Source organism: Alteromonas hispanica (assembly GCF_010500915.1).
GTDB classification, from domain to species: Bacteria; Pseudomonadota; Gammaproteobacteria; order Enterobacterales; family Alteromonadaceae; genus Alteromonas; species Alteromonas hispanica.
Window position 1 is genome coordinate 16,243 of the sequence record NZ_JAAAWP010000014.1, and the last position, 17,575, is coordinate 33,817.

Annotated in this window: 18 protein-coding genes; 12 read left to right on the top strand and 6 right to left on the bottom strand. The window is 43.9% G+C overall.

Annotated elements, in window-relative coordinates; all coding sequences use genetic code 11:
• The gene (locus tag GTW09_RS16295; protein ID WP_163112749.1) at window positions 1-846 is read right to left on the bottom strand and encodes a class I SAM-dependent methyltransferase; all 846 of its coding nucleotides are present in this window, start codon (window positions 844-846) and stop codon (window positions 1-3) included.
• An 85-nt stretch (window positions 847-931) separates the two neighbouring features.
• Here GTW09_RS16295 and gloB point away from each other — a divergent pair, with 85 nt between their 5' ends.
• The 4 genes from gloB to GTW09_RS16315 all read left to right on the top strand — a co-directional run bounded on the left by gloB (window position 932) and on the right by GTW09_RS16315 (window position 5,059).
• On the top strand, window positions 932-1,723 hold the full coding sequence (gloB, locus tag GTW09_RS16300) for a hydroxyacylglutathione hydrolase (RefSeq protein WP_163112719.1): 792 nt from the start codon (window positions 932-934) through the stop codon (window positions 1,721-1,723).
• A gap of 65 nt (window positions 1,724-1,788) precedes the next feature.
• On the top strand, window positions 1,789-3,447 hold the full coding sequence (locus tag GTW09_RS16305; protein ID WP_163112720.1) for a lytic transglycosylase: 1,659 nt from the start codon (window positions 1,789-1,791) through the stop codon (window positions 3,445-3,447).
• Between the two features lie 4 nt (window positions 3,448-3,451).
• The gene (locus GTW09_RS16310) at window positions 3,452-4,483 is read left to right on the top strand and encodes an ion transporter (RefSeq protein WP_163112721.1); all 1,032 of its coding nucleotides are present in this window, start codon (window positions 3,452-3,454) and stop codon (window positions 4,481-4,483) included.
• Window positions 4,484-4,588: 105 nt separating this feature from the next.
• The gene (locus tag GTW09_RS16315; protein WP_163112722.1) at window positions 4,589-5,059 is read left to right on the top strand and encodes a BamJ family beta-barrel-assembly machinery protein; all 471 of its coding nucleotides are present in this window, start codon (window positions 4,589-4,591) and stop codon (window positions 5,057-5,059) included.
• A gap of 66 nt (window positions 5,060-5,125) precedes the next feature.
• Here GTW09_RS16315 and cysS read toward each other — a convergent pair whose 3' ends face one another.
• Window positions 5,126-6,508: a cysteine--tRNA ligase gene (gene cysS / locus GTW09_RS16320; RefSeq protein ID WP_163112723.1), complete on the bottom strand. Its 1,383-nt coding sequence runs from the start codon at window positions 6,506-6,508 to the stop codon at window positions 5,126-5,128.
• A gap of 220 nt (window positions 6,509-6,728) precedes the next feature.
• Between cysS and GTW09_RS16325 the strand changes: the two genes are divergently transcribed.
• The 7 genes from GTW09_RS16325 (at window position 6,729) to GTW09_RS16355 (ending at window position 14,177) form a co-directional block, all read left to right on the top strand.
• Complete coding sequence (locus GTW09_RS16325) at window positions 6,729-7,220, top strand: peptidylprolyl isomerase (protein WP_071979959.1); 492 nt, start codon at window positions 6,729-6,731, stop codon at window positions 7,218-7,220.
• A gap of 158 nt (window positions 7,221-7,378) precedes the next feature.
• Complete coding sequence (gene lpxH / locus GTW09_RS16330) at window positions 7,379-8,104, top strand: UDP-2,3-diacylglucosamine diphosphatase (RefSeq protein ID WP_163112724.1); 726 nt, start codon at window positions 7,379-7,381, stop codon at window positions 8,102-8,104.
• A gap of 314 nt (window positions 8,105-8,418) precedes the next feature.
• The gene (locus GTW09_RS16335; protein ID WP_071979961.1) at window positions 8,419-10,002 is read left to right on the top strand and encodes an alkaline phosphatase; all 1,584 of its coding nucleotides are present in this window, start codon (window positions 8,419-8,421) and stop codon (window positions 10,000-10,002) included.
• A gap of 14 nt (window positions 10,003-10,016) precedes the next feature.
• Window positions 10,017-11,963: an alkaline phosphatase gene (locus GTW09_RS16340; RefSeq protein ID WP_163112725.1), complete on the top strand. Its 1,947-nt coding sequence runs from the start codon at window positions 10,017-10,019 to the stop codon at window positions 11,961-11,963.
• A gap of 107 nt (window positions 11,964-12,070) precedes the next feature.
• Window positions 12,071-12,817: a hypothetical protein gene (locus GTW09_RS16345; RefSeq protein ID WP_239059449.1), complete on the top strand. Its 747-nt coding sequence runs from the start codon at window positions 12,071-12,073 to the stop codon at window positions 12,815-12,817.
• A gap of 248 nt (window positions 12,818-13,065) precedes the next feature.
• Window positions 13,066-13,245 carry an oxidoreductase-like domain-containing protein gene (locus GTW09_RS16350; RefSeq protein ID WP_071979964.1) on the top strand — a complete coding sequence of 60 codons (180 nt, stop codon included), beginning with the start codon at window positions 13,066-13,068 and terminating at the stop codon, window positions 13,243-13,245.
• A gap of 251 nt (window positions 13,246-13,496) precedes the next feature.
• Complete coding sequence (locus GTW09_RS16355) at window positions 13,497-14,177, top strand: type 2 periplasmic-binding domain-containing protein (protein WP_163112726.1); 681 nt, start codon at window positions 13,497-13,499, stop codon at window positions 14,175-14,177.
• Between the two features lie 158 nt (window positions 14,178-14,335).
• Here GTW09_RS16355 and GTW09_RS16360 read toward each other — a convergent pair whose 3' ends face one another.
• Both GTW09_RS16360 and GTW09_RS16365 read right to left on the bottom strand, forming a co-directional pair.
• Window positions 14,336-14,791, bottom strand: coding sequence for a type II toxin-antitoxin system YhaV family toxin (locus tag GTW09_RS16360; RefSeq protein ID WP_203565805.1), 456 nt, complete (start codon window positions 14,789-14,791; stop codon window positions 14,336-14,338).
• Window positions 14,792-14,811: 20 nt separating this feature from the next.
• Entirely contained in the window at window positions 14,812-15,141 is a 330-nt protein-coding gene (locus tag GTW09_RS16365; RefSeq protein WP_100971503.1) for a type II toxin-antitoxin system PrlF family antitoxin, read from the bottom strand.
• A 234-nt stretch (window positions 15,142-15,375) separates the two neighbouring features.
• Between GTW09_RS16365 and GTW09_RS17715 the strand changes: the two genes are divergently transcribed.
• Entirely contained in the window at window positions 15,376-15,498 is a 123-nt protein-coding gene (locus GTW09_RS17715; protein WP_275407135.1) for a hypothetical protein, read from the top strand.
• A 364-nt stretch (window positions 15,499-15,862) separates the two neighbouring features.
• Here GTW09_RS17715 and GTW09_RS16375 read toward each other — a convergent pair whose 3' ends face one another.
• Both GTW09_RS16375 and GTW09_RS17655 read right to left on the bottom strand, forming a co-directional pair.
• Window positions 15,863-16,432, bottom strand: coding sequence for an RHS repeat-associated core domain-containing protein (locus GTW09_RS16375; RefSeq protein ID WP_163112710.1), 570 nt, complete (start codon window positions 16,430-16,432; stop codon window positions 15,863-15,865).
• 377 nt (window positions 16,433-16,809) lie between these two features.
• Complete coding sequence (locus tag GTW09_RS17655; protein ID WP_239059450.1) at window positions 16,810-17,460, bottom strand: RHS repeat-associated core domain-containing protein; 651 nt, start codon at window positions 17,458-17,460, stop codon at window positions 16,810-16,812.
• Between the last annotated feature and the right edge of the window lie 115 nt (window positions 17,461-17,575).

Genomic DNA, 17,575 nt, shown 5'->3' on the forward strand with positions numbered 1-17,575 from the left:
CTAAACGTGGCCTTTTTGTTTTTGAGAGGTAGTGCGAGCACTGGCACCCATTGTTGAAAACTGAGGTTTAATAGCCCGTTTGGGCCTTATCGCGGTCATGGGAACCACCCGTTTTTTAGCCAGAATGACATAAACGGCGCTACACCAAGGCAAATAAGAAGATAAATAATGTTGAACCTTAGCGGCTCCCTCCCAGCGCTGCTGAAAGAAAAGCGTTGAAAACATAATTTGCCGTTGTTCTATTACTTCAAACCCTAAAAGGTGAAGCCAATCTTTTATGCGGTATGAAGAGAAAAAGCGGGCATCGTGTAAAATATTGTCACGTTTTACCGGTAAGTATTTAGCCACGCCGGCTAAGCTAAGTGGGTTGAAGCCACTAATAATAACATGACCGTCTTGCGTAATTACCCTATCCACCTCTCTTAATATTTCGTGTGGATCTTGTGCAAAATCTAATTCGTTAGCAAGCAGCAACCCATCAACACTGTTTTCTGAAAACGGTAGCTTATGGGCTTGCCCTATAACAAAGTTCTCATTACGCGGCTCATTGCGTATTGTATTAGGTTCATTGCCAGCACCATCATTGGGATCACTGCCTCGCTTTTCATGCTTTACACGTTCGCTGCTGGTAAAATCTGGCGTATGGTTAATTTGGTGATGAATGGGGCTTTCCAATAATTGGATCTGGGCACTTAAATTACCCACTTTTACAAAGTGATAGCCAAATATTCGCTGGGCATAATCGTTACACACGGTTTCAACTGCACGTTTTATATTATCGCCCGCGGGAAACTCGTCCCAGCTACCAGGATAGCGTGGTGGCTTTGCTCTAAACGCCGTCTTCATTATCACTGCACACGCTCTTTGGTTGCTCTGTTAACCACATGCCCCTATAGTAACGCATAATTATAGCTAAACAAGCAGGTGTATTATGCGCTCCGACACATTGCCTAAGGGTATAAGCATTCACCCTATTCCCGCTTTTAACGATAACTACATTTGGTGTATTCACGATGATAAGCATGCGGTAGTTGTCGATCCTGGCGACGCTACGCCAGTGTTGTCTTACTTGAGAGAAAACGCTTTAAAATTAGCTGCTGTATTAATAACCCACCATCACCACGACCATACCGGTGGTATTGCAAAGCTTGCGTCGGCAGTAAAAGAATTACCCATTATTGGGCCTCGAGGCGGTCACATAAAGGGCTTAACAAAAACAGTGGCCCAAGGTGATACCGTCGCCTTACCTGTTATTGATATGTCGCTTCAAGTATTGGAAGTGCCCGGACACACACTGGATCATATCGCCTTTTTCGGCCATGGTGCCCTGTTTTGTGGCGACACTTTGTTTTCAGCCGGATGCGGCCGACTTTTCGAAGGCTCGCCAGAGCAAATGCTGCATTCAATGAATAAACTTAAACGCCTACCCGACAGCACGAAGATTTACTGCGCACATGAATACACGCAAGCCAATGTGAACTTTGCGCTAGCGGTAGAGCCAGACAATAACGACCTTAAAAATTACGCCTTGTGGGTAAAGGAAAAGCGCGAACACAATGAGTGTACTTTGCCAGGTGTACTTGGTGAGCAAAAAAAGATAAACCCTTTTTTACGTTCCCATGAGCCTAGTGTAAAAGATGCGGCAGGAGCTTTCACAAACACATCGCTTGGCGATGATGTAGCCGTTTTCGCCGCGGTTAGGCGTTGGAAAGATGAGTTTTAGTGAAAATAGTTGCTGTTTCGCGTACTATGGCGCGTTTGCAGTGCTTAAAGAGGTTTCTTCATAATATGCAGTCGAAGTTGTTCCCGTTTGCGCCAATTATACTGGCGTTAGGGCTTTCAGGTTGTCAATTAACCGAAAGCGAAAAATTGGCCGTCGAGGAAAATGAGAAAGCCGCGCTTGAGGCCTGTTCCGAAACCTATTTAGGCGAAGAAGAGATTGCCGATTGTGAAATTGCTCGAGATGGCGTTATTGATGTTATCCACCCAAAGGACGACATTCTTGAAGAAACCGCTGAAATCACAGAGCCAGAAAATGTAGCAGTAGCCCCAGTGATCACTGATGTTTGGCAACGCGCTAGCAACAGCTTTTCACTTCACATTCCCGACGACAATCGCGTTACGGCTCAACGAGATTGGTACTTAAAACACCCAGAATACATGGCCCGCGTAGTGAAGCGCGCAAAGCCGTTCTTGTATTATATTGTTGAAGAAATTGAAAAGCGCAACATGCCTATGGAGTTGGTGCTGCTACCTATTGTGGAAAGCGCCTTCGACCCTTTCGCGTATTCTCATGGCCGCGCCGCAGGCATGTGGCAGTTTATTCCTAGTACAGGTAAACGCTTTGGCATGCCGCAGAATTGGTGGTACGACGGTAGGCGCGACGTAATAGCCTCTACTCAAGGTGCTCTTGATTACCTCACCTATTTAAACGAAATGTTTGATGGTGACTGGTTACACGCACTTGCCGCTTACAACAGTGGCGAAGGTCGAGTTATGCGATCAATTCGCGCCAATAAACGCGCAGGCAAGCCAACGGATTTTTGGCATTTAGGCCTGCCAAGAGAAACCCGAGCCTATGTACCGAAACTGCTGGCTCTTGCCGATATTTTGAAAAACAAAAAAACCTTCGACTTCTCCTGGCCAGAAGTTGAAAATGTTGCGGTTATTGAAGTGGTAGATATTGGCTCACAGGTAGACCTTGCATTTGCCGCTGAACTTGCGGATATGTCACTAAAAGAGCTTCATGGACTCAATCCAGGTTTCAATCGCTGGGCTACATCGCCAGATGGCCCCCATCGCTTAGTGTTACCCGTTGAAAAAGCAGCCTCTTTTTCACAGGCACTAGCAAAAATAGATAGAAAGGAGCGCCTTAACTGGGTTCGACATACAGTTAAAAGCGGAGATAGCCTTGGCAAAATTGCCAATCAATACCACACTACCATCAAGGTAATTCAGCAGGTTAATGAACTCGATTCATCGATGATCCGCATTGGTCAGGCTATCATGGTACCCGTTGCATTAAAGGCATTAGACGATTATGCCCTTTCGAAAGAACAGCGCCTTGCCAGCATACAAAGCAGCAACAAGTCGAAGCAAAAAGTACGTCATACGGTTCAATCTGGCGATACGCTTTGGGACATTGCACGTAAATTTAAAGTGTCAACCAGACAATTAGCAAAATGGAATGGCATGGCACCGGGCGATATGCTTAAACCGGGCAAGACCCTTGTTATTTGGCTTGAAGGCAAAAGTGATGCTGGCGTGACGAAAAAACTTACCTATACCGTAAGAAGTGGAGACTCGCTTTCTCGCATAGCAAGCAAATTCAATGTTAAAGTGAGTGACATTAGCAAATGGAATAGCCTTAACGCTAAACAGTATTTACAGCCTGGGCAAAAGCTTAAGCTATACGTTGACGTAACTAGGCTGACATCGACAGGATAGAGATATGTTAAAAATTAACCGGGAAAACCTGCGTAACAGCCACGAAACGCCTTGGTTAATTTTAGATTTAGTCATGCTGGGCTTGCTGTTTATAAACCTAGTATGGCTAATTTTTGATGCTCTTTATGCTACTAACTTTGTCTATCAGCAACTAGGTGTACATTTTCCTGCCGTCATAGACGCCTACGACCCCATACACAACAACTTTCTACTCGTCGACTTAGTCTTTATTGGAATATTCTTTACTGAGTTTTGTTTCCGCTGGGCAGTGGCCATAGTACGAAAAGAGCACCTTCGCTGGTACTTCTTTCCATTCTTACACTGGTACGATTTAGTGGGTCTTATCCCAACTGGCGGCACCAGACTATTTCGCTTTCTTCGTATTCTTTCTATTTTGCATCGCCTGCATAAATACGAAATTATCGACCTTAATCAAACGGCCATCTTCCGCTTCTTTGCCTTCTACTACGACGTTTTTGTAGAAGAGCTGAGCGACAGAATAGTAGTAAAGGTTTTAAGCGATGCACAAAAAGATATTTCAGCTGGCTCACCTCTTCTAGATGATATTACCAACCAAGTGCTTGCACCTCGACGCCCCGTTCTCACTCAATGGATGGCGGGAATTATCAATCATCTAGGCCAGTCGATTAGCAATGACGAACATGGCGACGTTATTCGTGAACACGTTCGAAAAAGCGTTGGCAAAGCCGTTCGGGGCAACGCCCAAGTGTCTACGCTCAATTACTTACCTGTTATCGGTAAAACCATTGAAAACACGTTAGAACAATCTGTTACCGACATTGTCACATCGTCGTTGGTGAATTTGTTGAGTGATTTAGATTCAGAGCGCATAGACCACTTTATATCGGTTGGTTTGCATGACTACACGCCTACTGCTGATGCCCTCGATGAAGAAGTGCTTAATGTGGTTAACGAGTGCCTAGAACTTGTTAAAGCGCACGTGTCGCAGCAGCGCTGGAAATCGCAGTTAATGGAAAAAGAGTCGAGTGTTCCGCCACCGGTTGACCCTAAATAGACTTTTATCTTATCGACGCGAGAAAGAACGCGCCTTGCAGACATCAAGTGTTAGACTATTAATAAAGCCACCTTAAAACATTTATTCAAAGAAAGAAGATTACTAATGAAGTTTATTATTTTAGCCATCGTTATTGGTTTAGCCATTTTCTTATTTACCCGCCACACAGCTAACAAGAAAGTAGCAACTGAAAACATTGAGGCAGGCAAAGTATTTCTAGCAGAAAATAAAGCGAATATTGCAGTAAAAGAGACCTCCTCTGGCCTTCAATACGAAGTGCTTCAAGAAGGGCAAGGTACAAAGCACCCTACCCCATCATCAACCGTAAAAGTGCATTATCACGGTACATTACTTGATGGCACTGTTTTCGACAGCTCGGTAGCCCGCGGTGAACCCATTAGCTTTCCACTAAACCGTGTAATCGCAGGCTGGACAGAAGGCCTTCAGCTTATGGTTGAAGGCGATAAATATAAATTCTTTATACCATCACACCTTGCCTATGGCGACAGCGCTGCCGGAAAAATTGCACCGGGTTCGACGCTGATATTCGAAGTGGAATTGCTTGAAGTAAAATAAATTAGCACCCATTAAAAAGCCTGCTTAAGCAGGCTTTTTAAGTATGTTTCGGTTTTATTTTTAAAGCTAACTTCTACGCCAAGTGGTGCCACCAGCGCCATCTTCTAGCACTACGCCCATTGCTGTTAATGCATCGCGCGCTGCGTCGGCAGCTGCCCAGTCTTTGGCGGCTCTTGCGTCATTACGTTGCTTTATCAGCGCCTCAATCTCAGCGGCCTCATCGTCGTTATCGTTACCGCCTTTTAAATACGCATCTGGGTCGCTTTGCAGCATACCTAAAATAGCGCCCAAGCCTTTTAGCACGAAGGCTAGCTTGCCGGCTTCAGTAGCATCATCTTTATTACGATTTATTTCGCGGGCAACATCAAACAGTACTGAGAATGCCTCTGGTACGTTAAGATCATCGTTCATAGCAGCTTCAAAACGCGCTAAATAACCACCGTGCCCTAGGTCTGCTGAATGATCAACTTCTACACCGCGAAGCGCGGTATACAAACGCTCTAGTGCTGCTTTAGCTTGAGTAATATTATCTTGCGAGTAGCTGAGCTGACTGCGGTAATGGGCAGACATCAAGAAAAAGCGTAAGGTTTCTGAGTCATGCTCTTTTAGCACATCGCGAAGAGTAAAAAAATTACCTAGCGACTTAGACATTTTCTCATCATCAACCTGCACCATCCCCGTATGCATCCATACGTTTACGTACGGGCTATCGTGGGCGCAGCACGACTGTGCAATTTCGTTTTCATGGTGAGGAAAGGTTAAATCTGAGCCACCACCATGAATGTCAAAATGTGCGCCTAGGTGCTTGTAGTTCATTGCAGAACATTCTATATGCCAACCAGGACGTCCCTCTCCCCATGGAGATGGCCACGCTGGTTCGCCGGGCTTGGTGGTTTTCCACAATACAAAGTCGAGGGGATCGTCTTTACCCTGCGCCACTTCAACACGGGCACCGGCTTTAAGTTGATCTAGGTCTTGCTTGCTTAGCTTGCCATAGTCTTCATATTTACTCACATCAAATAACACGTCGCCGCTTTGTGCTTGGTAGGCGTAGCCTTTTTCCACTAGGCGCTCAATGATATCGATTATTTCTGGCATATGCCCACTTACGGTAGGTTCCACATCGGGCTCTAGCAAATTAATTGCCGCAAAGTCTTCGTGCATCATGCCGATAGTGCGCTTGGTTAGCACTTCAAAGCTTTCATTATTTTCGTTTGCACGATTAATGATTTTGTCGTCAATATCTGTGATATTTCGTACATATTTCACATCATAGCCAAGGTGGCGCAAATAGCGAACTAGCACGTCGAAGCTTAGGTAAGTGCGCGCATGCCCCATGTGGCTGAGGTCGTATACAGTAATACCACACACATACAGACCCACTTTCCCTTCTTCAAGCGGCACAAACTTCGCTTTTTCACGGGTTCGGGTATTGTAAAGATGTAGCATAGCAAGTCTTCCTGTATATCAATTTGGGCGCAAAGTTTAGCACTGTATAAAAATAATGGTAGGGCTTTTACCCCCTATTTCGCCTGTCTAAAAAGCCAAAATAGAAGTACAAGAGTAATAACATGTTAAGACCGTCTATTTATGCGTCGGTATTTCCCCAAACTTCGCTTTTGCGCTACCATTAGCGCACTTTTTTAAAGAAAATACATAGGACCCCATAATGGTTACGTTAAAAACAAATTTTGGTGATATCACAATTGAACTGTTTGAAGATAAAGCGCCTAACACTGTCGCTAATTTTCTTTCTTATGTGCAAGACGGTTTCTTCGATAACACAATCTTTCACCGTGTAATTAATAACTTCATGGTGCAAGGCGGTGGTTTCACAGAAGATATGGAGCAAAAAGAAACCAAAGCACCAATTGAAAACGAAGCCAATAACGGTGTAGCAAACGAGGTAGGCACCATTGCTATGGCTCGTACTCAAGACCCACACTCTGCAACGTCACAATTTTTCATTAACGTAAACAATAACGACTTCCTAAACCACACTAGCGAAAGCGCTAATGGCTGGGGGTATTGTGCGTTTGGTAAAGTTACAGAAGGCATGGACGTAGTAGAGAAAATAAAAGCAGTTAAAACGGGCAACCATGGTTATCACCAAGATGTACCTGTAGAGCCTGTTATCATTGAGAAAGCGGTAGTTGTATAATTGCTATTGTGCCTTGGCGTTGTAACAGTCAAACTTATCTTCCAATAGGTACTCTATTACTTCGCCATACGCTTATTCGCTGGTTACGAAAAGATCAGCAATAAATGTTTTAGCCGTACCTAACCAGTACGGCTTTTCACTTTTAAATAAGATGTTTTATGCCTTTTACTTACTTCATTGCAGACCTTCACCTAAGTGCCGAGAGAGAGGACATTACTCAATGCCTGATGCGCTTTTTAAAGGAAGAAGCACCAAAAGCAGATGCCCTATATGTATTAGGCGATTTGTTTGAAGTTTGGATAGGCGACGACAACGTAACGCCTTTTAATACCTTTATTGCCGACGCTTTTAAGCGCGTTAGCCAACACTGCCCCATCTACTTTATCCACGGTAACCGTGACTTTGCAATAAGACAAACATGGCTAGATAAAGCGGGCATGACGCTGCTGAACGAGCAAGAGGTTGTAGACTTATACGGAACGCCTACACTACTTACCCATGGTGACGAGCTATGTACAAAAGATGTTGCCTATCAGAAGTTTCGTAAAAAATCACGAGGATGGTGGTGGCCGAGACTAATGCTTGCCCTTCCCTTGTGGTACAGACGCCGAGTCGCGGAAAACGGGCGCGCCGAAAGTAAAGCTAATCAACAAAACCTTAAACCCGAGATTATGGACGTTACCCCCGAAGAAGTGGTGAAAACCATGGAGAAATGGGGCGTTCAACGCATGATCCACGGGCATACCCACCGCCCTAATATTCATTCCCTTACAGCGAATAACAAGCCCGCAACCCGAATTGTGCTGGGCGATTGGTACGATCAAGGAAGTATACTGAAGGTCACGCCCTCAGAAGTAATGTTACAACATCACAATTTTTTGTAATCAATTCCGGCACTTATAATCTGGTCAGTCCACTTATTTGATAATTAATCTTTTTCTTTTTTTACCGCTCATCTTTAGGTAACCGACTCATTACTTTATAAAAAATCCTTCGCCAAGGTTAAATCTATCCTACGAAAACTCTTGAATATGACAAATGTGACAATCTTGCAATATATATGTCAAATAATTGTCACCAAGCATGCCTAACCTCCAGTCTGCGTTTCAGCACTAGCACAAAGGAAAAACCGCTTTTGCTTTGGGAACGCCCACACATACCCAAAAACCGATTTTAATAATACGTTTAGGAAACAATCATGAATCGTAACTGGAAAGCAGCATGCACTGCAGTGGCACTGGCGGTATCCGCTGGGCTACAAGCAGCAGTCTTGCCCGAGCATCAAACAAATAGCGCTTGGTTTACCGATGCGCAATCGAAATTGACTGAGAAACTAGCAACTAATAATAAATTCAAAGCCAAGAACGTCATTCTTTTTGTTGGTGACGGTATGGGTATTTCTACACTTACCTCTGCACGTATCCACAAGGGACAGTTAGCGGGTAACCCAGGCGAGGAAGGTTATTTAAGCTTTGAATCTTTCCCTCACACGGCGCTGGTTAAAACTTACAATGTAAATGCACAAACACCGGATTCAGCAGGAACAATGACTGCCATGATGTCTGGTCTTAAAACCGACGTAGGCGTTATTGGTGTCGATGAAGACATCGAACGTGGCGACTGCTCTACTGTAGCGGGCAACGAAGTGATTACTGCGCTTGAGCTTGCAGAAATTAAAGGTCTTTCTACTGGTGTCGTGTCCACTGCGCGTATTACTCACGCAACACCAGCAGCAACGTATTCAAAATCAGCCGATCGCAACTGGGAAGACAACTCAGACATGCCTGAAGACGCCATCGCTGCTGGATGTGTTGATATAGCCGATCAGCTTGTAAATTTCGAAACTTATCTTGAAAGCCGTTACAGCGGAATTGATGTTGACGGTATTGAAGTAGCAATGGGCGGTGGACGCCGTCATTTCCTGCCAAAAGACGCTGCGTTTAACAGCCCAGATGCGCAAAGCGACGTAGAAGGCGATCGCACTGACGAGCGCGACTTAACCGCAGAATGGCAGCAGAAATACGAAAACGGTGTTTATGTTTTCGACCAAACTGGTTTTGACGCGATTGATACAGAAACTACAGAGCGGGTTTTCGCTTTGTTTAACGAATCTCACATGCAGTACGAAGCAGACCGCAGCAACGATATTGCCGGCGAGCCTTCAGTTTCTGAAATGACAGAAGCAGCTATTAACATTCTTGATAATAACGAAAAAGGCTTTTTCCTAATGGTTGAGTCTGGTCGTATCGACCATGCTCACCACGCAGGTAACGCTGCTGGCGCACTTACCGATACCCTTGCGTTTGAAGAAGCAGTAATGACAGCGGTTGAAAATACTAACCCTGAAGAAACGCTTATTCTTGTGACTGCCGACCATGGTCATGTATTCACAATTGCGGGCTATCCTAAACGCGGCAACCCTATTTTAGGAAAAGTTGTGAACGTGGGCTCTGAAGAGCCAGCAACAGCATCTGACGGTACCCCTTACACTACGCTTGGGTATACAAACGGAAGAGGCTTTTATGACCTAGGCGATGAAACAAATTCAGATGTCTCTTACGGGTTAGATATTGCGGCAGGACGCGTAGACCTCACCAATATCGATACCACTACTCCAGGCTATCACCAAGAAGCACTTATCCCATTGAGCTCTGAAACGCACTCTGGGGAAGATATTTCTTTACATGCAACTGGTCCTGGAAGTCAACTCGCGCAAGGTGTGGTAGAGCAAAATGTTGTTTTCCACTTAATAAACCAAGCCCTTGGCCTTGTTAACGAATAAGTGGAGATAAGAAAATGAATTTATTTAAATTAAGTTTAATTGCAGTAGCAATAGCTGGGCTTTCAGCCTGCTCTTTAGAGGGTGATGATGGTCAAGACGGCGTAGATGGTGCAGACGGCGTTGCTGGCGTAGACGGTTCAAATGGTGCCGATGGCGCTAACGGTTCTAATAGCCTTACCGTGCAAACGCAGCTACCAGAAGGCGATGTAAACTGCCCTAACAGCGGCGTTCGTATCGACTCTGGCTTAGATACAGACAACGATGGCACATTGTCCGACAGCGAAATCACTTCAACAAGCTACGTATGTGTGCCCGGCGCAAGCTCAGTGGACAACAGCGAAATTCTAACTAGCTTAAACAACGAATGGTTCGTTGATGGGCAAACAGAAGTAGAAAATAATAAGCAGGTTTGGATGAATGCTACTTCAGGTAATGCTGCAGCATCTTCTAATGTGAGCGTTGCTACCGTAAGTTCACAAGAAGAACTTGATGCAATGGTTCAGAACCTGCGCGGCACGGTGAAAAACGTTATTTTATTCGTTGGTGACGGTATGGGTGTTTCAACCGTTACCGCGGCTCGTATTCTAGACGGTCAGATGAAAGGTTTGGAAGGTGAGGAAAATCAACTAAGCTTCGACCGTTTCCCATTCTCTGGCTTGTCAAAAACCTACAACGTTGACGCTCAAACGCCTGATTCTGCAGGCACCATGACTGCGATGATGAGCGGTATCAAAACTGATGTGGGCGTTATAGGCGTTGATGAAGATATTGAGCGCGGCGATTGCTCTACAGTAGCAGGTAATGAACTGGTTACTGCACTAGAGCTTGCTGAAATTGCAGGTAAATCTACCGGTATCATTTCAACAGCACGTATAACCCACGCTACACCAGCTGCCACTTATGCAAAATCTGCCGACCGCAACTGGGAAGATATCTCAGATATGCCAGAAGCAGCCGTTACTGCTGGCTGTACTGATATTGCAGACCAACTAATCAACTTTGAGAGCAATCTTGAAGCGAAATTTGATGGTGTAGACGTTGACGGTATTGAAGTGGTAATGGGTGGAGGTCGTCGTCACTTCCTTCCAAGAGATGCAGCGTTTAATAGCCCGGATGCTGCCAGCAGCACAGAAGGCGACCGTACAGATGGCCGCGACCTAACGGCAGAATGGCAAGATCTCTACACTAACGGTGTTTACGTGTTTGACCAGTCTGGTTTTGACGGTTTAGACACAGAAACCACCGAGCGTGTATTTGCGTTGTTTAACGAGTCACACATGCAATACGAAGCAGACCGTGCGAACGATATTGCCGGTGAGCCATCGGTTGCCGAAATGACCAGCGCTGCTATCAAAGTACTCGATAACAACAATGAAGGCTTTTTCTTAATGGTAGAGTCTGGCCGTATAGACCATGCTCACCACGCAGGAAACGCCTACGGCGCATTGCACGACACCATTGCATTTGCTGAAGCCGTAGCCGCGGCAGATGAGCTAACTAACGATGAAGATACACTTATCATTGTTACCGCTGACCACGGCCATGTATTTACTATTGCGGGCTATCCTAAGCGCGGTAACCCAATTCTGGGTAAAGTTGTTAATGTAGGCGCTGAAGACGCAGCAACGGCTGCCGACGGCACGCCCTACACAACGCTTGGTTACACTAACGGTCTTGGTTTTAGAAACTTAGGTGATGTGACTAACTCAGACGCGTCGTATCTTGCTGGCCCAGACACTGGCCGTGAAGATATTACCGATGTTGATACCACTACACCAGGCTATCACCAAGAAGCTTTGGTACCGCTTGGTTCTGAAACTCACTCGGGTGAAGACGTTGGCATTTACGCTAAAGGCCCAGGTGCCTTCTTAGTGAATGGTACTAACGAACAAAGCGTTATTTTCCATGTTATGGACTTTGCTGGTGATTTCGTATCACAAGCTGAGAGCGCAATAGAATAATTGTTAGGATATAAGTACAGTAACTCAGGTCTGCTGGTAAACACGGCAGGCCAGTTTAATATGCAAAGGGAGCTGGCTCACCAGCTTCCTTTGGTATTGGAGCAAAAATGAAAAAATCACTATTACTTTTTTGTGTACTAGGGCTAGCACCGGTATTAAATAGCGTACATGCAAATGAAGTATGCGACAAAAACAGCAAGCGCTTAAAAGCTGATTACTCAATAAGTATTACCAAACACACCACCATGGGTGACAGCACACGCACCACTAATTTGTCGCTTTGGCGCATGGATAATAAGGTAGCGCATCAGTACCCTGAAACAAACATCACCGAAGAATACACTTTGGTGCGCAACAAATTCATTAAGCCAGTACGGTATTTTGATGGCCACAAGCGAGCGATTGAGTATCAGCCTGGTGAAACCATTCACGGTAAAAAAGAAACTGACTTTTCTTATCGCTACCAACTTGTTAGTGACACCTTTCTCGATTCGATGACGCTGGTAAGTTCAACGGGAAGCGGATGTGAAAAAACAGAGACATACGAACTTAAAAACTCAGCCGGCTCATTTGCCTTAACATGGCTTGTGCACCAGCAATTAATTGCCAGCTTTGAAGTAGAGAGTGGAAAAACTCATCGAACTTGGACGTTAACGTCAACCAATTACAATGCAGACGTGAATTCGTTCTTTGCGAAGCGAGCAGACTATCAAGCCACCGATTACGCCGATATTGGAGACGACCACACCGATCCTTTTCTAACAAAGATGGTGACTCAAGGCTTCATAGAAGCTGGAGCAAGCGGCTTTTACAATGACAAAGGCCATGCTTTAGAGGGCGAACACAGCCATTAATAGTCGCTAACAAGTACTCACAATAAAGCATTTATAATGAGGTACTTATAATAAGTATTTAGTACAGAGTGCCCTGTCACTGCTAGAACGGTTAGCAAGTGTTTCACTACAACTTGCTAACCCAATCTTCTCAATTTATTTAGAACCAAGGGCTCCAAAGAAAAATCGGGCCTCTCTCCCCTTGAACTTTTGTTTGAATTTACAGCACTATCACCTCATACTAATTAGTAGTATATAAGGTAAATTCAATGGATAAGGCAAACCAAAATACTGCTCAATTCGAGTTACCTCCTGAGCCCGAGAAACCACTGCGTGACGATTGCTGCGGCGGAGGCTCGTGTTGCCCTTGCATTTGGGACGTCTATTTCGAGAAGCTAGATAAGTGGCGGGAGCAAGTTCGCGCAATAGAGCAAAAGCAAAATGAGTAAGATATTAGTTTACGCTCTCACTGTTATGCTCTCGACACAATATAATAGAAATACGATAGATAAGAAAAATACATTCTCGCCGTAGCGAATTACAGGCCCTAAATACAGAGACAGTAATGAAAAAATGGGGAAATATCGCCTTAGTTAAATTTGTATTGCATTGGACAAGGTACTTTACAAGGTGTCTTGTATCATGCCTCGCGTTTTGCACTCTCTTTGCAAACACCAGTGTCGCTGCCGAACAAGAGTTAATGCAACAGCAAATCTATCGAGTGGGTGTCGAAGACATAGATTATTACCCCATGTATTCGAATAAAAGCGCTCTTGATAACCCCGGCTTTTTAATTGACGTTCTCGAGATATTTGCCAAGCAGCACAACATCAAATTCGAATATATACATTTACCGACAACCCGATTTCACGAATGGTATCAAAAGGAAAATATCGACTTTCGCCTTCCCGACCACTCCCTTTGGAATAGCGGCAATGAGGGCTTAGTGTTTAGTGAGGATATAATTAACCTTCGCGCAGACACTGTTGTGTTAAAAGAAAACAGAAAGCTTCCAGAAAGTGAAATAAGAACGATTGGCACTTTATACGGTTTCATCCCGGGCCCACAGTGGGCCTCTCGCATCGAAGAAAACAATATCGAATTTGTTTATGAAGGCTCTACTCGCATTTTAATTCGCATGCTTAAAAAGGGCTTGATAGACGGGCTAGACCTTAACATTCATGTTGTAAAACACTATGCAACAGAGTTAGGTTATGATGCCAACGACTTTGCTCTAGCAACACACGCTCCAAGCACTCAATTCAGCTATCAACTCTCTACCACTTCTCACCCAGATATTATCCGTCAGTTCGATGCGTTTCTTGAAAATGCCAAGAACGAAGTCGCAGCACTTAAAAGAGCGAATAATATATACAATTAAGCTTATACATGGCGTAGGAATAATGACTGAACACGTTAATGCCTTTTTGCATTCCTTAGTGAGTTATTGCACCTACTGGATCATAGTACCGTGCCTGCATATAAAATAATCGGAAATACGAACCAGACTACGTTCTTTTGGAAAAGCAAGTGGTTCGCTTATGGAGAGAGCAATTCGTCCTTGGCTGCTTTTAAAAGATCATCCCATCCCTCGGGAGGATGACCTGTCTTTAACATTTTTTCGAATACTTTGTAAGCATCGGTCTTGCTACCGTATGCGCGTTTATTGTTTTCATCATTTACCCAAGCATAAACGATGACTTTTGACTCTAGGTGATAACGAAAAAACAAACGGTATTGCTGGAAAAACTTTGCCCGAAACCAATGCTTTTTATCATTACCTAATGTGCTTCCTTGGCGAAATTCAGCACTGATAGGGTCATGTGGTATTAATTCAAAGATTAGCCTTTGAATAGCGGCTAATCGTTTCGTGGCGTTCTTTTTAAGGTAACCTTTTGGATCTTTTTCACGTAAAGCCTCAACTTGTGATTTCAGATTAAGGTACTGCTCTTTAAACAATGGATGAGTGTAAAGTGTCCAGCCATTTACGACCATTGGTATCGTTTTTTGCAAACTTACTCGTCCTCATCCGATAACGGAGCATCTAAATCAATTTCAACACCTTCAACCAACGCATCAACGCTTTCACGCATACTTGCTGATAACGGCTCTAGTCTTTCAGGATGAGCCTTCATATCACGCGCTATGAATGATAAAAACTCGCTAAGTACAGGGTCACTTTCTTGCGCTGCTGCACGCGAGATAACAACGCTGCCATCAGACTGTATCGCGTATTTAATTTTGTCTTTCTTGCCTAACTGCAACGCCTGACGAACAGGACTAGGCACTGTGGTTTGAAAGCGGTCTGTCAATGTTGATTCAGTTTCTAAAGCAACCCGTGCCATAATAGCCTCTATCTTCTGCTAGTTTCATTAGCTTTGATTTTAGTATTAACCAAGAGGTAATGCAAATGCATTACCTCTTGACTAGCTAGGAATTGCTTAAGTTGCTTAACGCCGAGAGAAGGGACTTGCAGTAGATCTCAGTAAACTAAGTGTTGGCATTAGCGAATGAGGTTGAGTTCGATAGCCAATCTGGGAAATTAAGCCGTGACTTGCTAGCTCAGGGACAAACGCTTTATGAAAAATATGCTGAATCGACCAGACTTTCCAGACTACATCGAACGCATCATGCCTGATGGCAGAAAATCTCTCGGCCATTGGCGCAATGGTGAATTTCAGCAAATCATCAACCTGCTGTAAAAACAAAGCTCCGCGAATGCGAGGCTTTGGATTCAAAAGAATTTATAGGTCTTTGCCCATGAGCTAGTCGTGCTTTTTTAAAAAGTTTATGTTCAATTTACCGTTTTTCCTGAATATTTCGGAATCTGAAGTTTCTCCAGCCTCAATTCCTTTTTTAATTCCTGTATAAACAGTTAAAAAGCTAACAACCAGAGCAAGTAAGATAATCCCTGAAAAACCTAAAAGTACATTACTAATCTTCAATTCTGAGCTGTTGCTTATGCTTAACATAAAAAAGAACAAGACTGACAGTACAATAAATGAAAACGAAAACATGTATCTAAAACCTTTCAAAAAGGCAGTGTTTGCGTCAGGTTTACACATCTTAGTTATTCTCTTTCAACTCATAGTTAATCTTACCAGCCTCTACACCCTCTGCGGTTTTCACGAGTGCAGCCCTCGTTTCTGTTATTACTGAATCTAAAGATTTAACACCAGTGTTTACTGTTGGCGTTTTTGCTCCAACAATATTACTGATAACACCCAGCTTTCCTTTGCCAGCAGAAACCGTTGCTTTACCCGGCCCCACCGCAGCATTCAATCCCGTTTCAGCTGCTTTAGTAAATGATCCTTCTATATCTCCCGTTAAACCGTCAGAAATCAAACTCGCCGACGCTTGTGAAGTAGCGTCAATAGTAGTGTTACCGGCAACTGCCAGAGCCTTTTGACCAACCGATAATCCCTTAGTAGCAATACTCAAACCACCGGACAATGTACCCGCAACACCCATCGCACCAACTTTAGCCCAAGTAGTGACTTTGCCTTCGGTTGCGACTTGAGTTAACGCCTCTACAGCAGCGCCTACTAACCCACCGATCGCAAAGTTTAAGAATTCACCATTCGGATCATTCGAATAAAAACGCCCAATCACTGGATCATAGTATCGTGCCTGCATATACATTCAACGACACTATGAGTCATAGTAGGTAATCGAAAAGAAATAATTTATTCAGTGCTTTAGCAATATAGTTTACTTTTTAAGTCAGTTTGTATGCGAACAAAAAAAGCCCCGCGAGTACGAGGCTTTTACTTAAATTTGGCAATAAATAATCGCTACTAGGCCTAACCTTTATTATCTTTTAACATCAGTGCAACGGCTCCAACCGTCCCTGTCACAAAAGAAATTGCAACTGCCTGTAGCGCACCTGATATGGTTAGTTGACTTATAGTGCCATTAATCAGAGTTTTTAAGACTGCGAGAATTAAGATTAAGAATGACAAAATTAGAGAAATTTTTAATAACTTTTTTAGTTGGTGTTTCTTGATCATCTATTAACACTCATTATTTAACGCGCTACAAGCATCAGATACAGCTCGCTCGGCAACTTTACTCACTGCTTCTGAACCAAGATCAGTTGCACCATCTCCTGCACCTGCCTTATTAAGTAGAGAGCTTGTGATGTCACCAGCAATATTTCCAACCGCTTTTACTTGTGGGGCGACACTCTCAATTGCACTTTCGAGTGAGGCATCCATTATTTGACCTGAAGGTTTTCCTTCAATTGACGCATTGATTGCTCCAGCTCCACCATCTAGAACTGCTCCACCAGAAACAGTTAGAGATGTTGCTGCTAGTTTTTCTGCTCCAGTTGCTACAATTTTACCACCAACTGTAACCGATGATTTTGCTATTGATGCTAATCCGCCAGTCAATGCTCCAGAAACTCCCATAACTGTAGCCTTAGTTAAACTGTATCCTTCACCTGCAATAGCTTGTGAGGCCAATTCAACGCCGAAGCCTATTGCAAATCCGAGAAGGCCGAATTCTCCATTGGGATCTATATATTTATAAGGGTTATTATTTGCATAAGTATAACGACCAAATCCATGAACAGGATTTCCACGCTGCATATGCCCTAGGTAATCAACCGGATCATTACTATAAAACCGCCCAATCACTGGATCATAGTATCGTGCCTGCATATACATTTATCGACACTACGAGTCATAGCAATACATTAATAAAATACAACTAATTCATTGCATTAGCAGTATAGCTTAATTCTTGAAGTCAGTTGAATTGAGAACAAAAAATAAA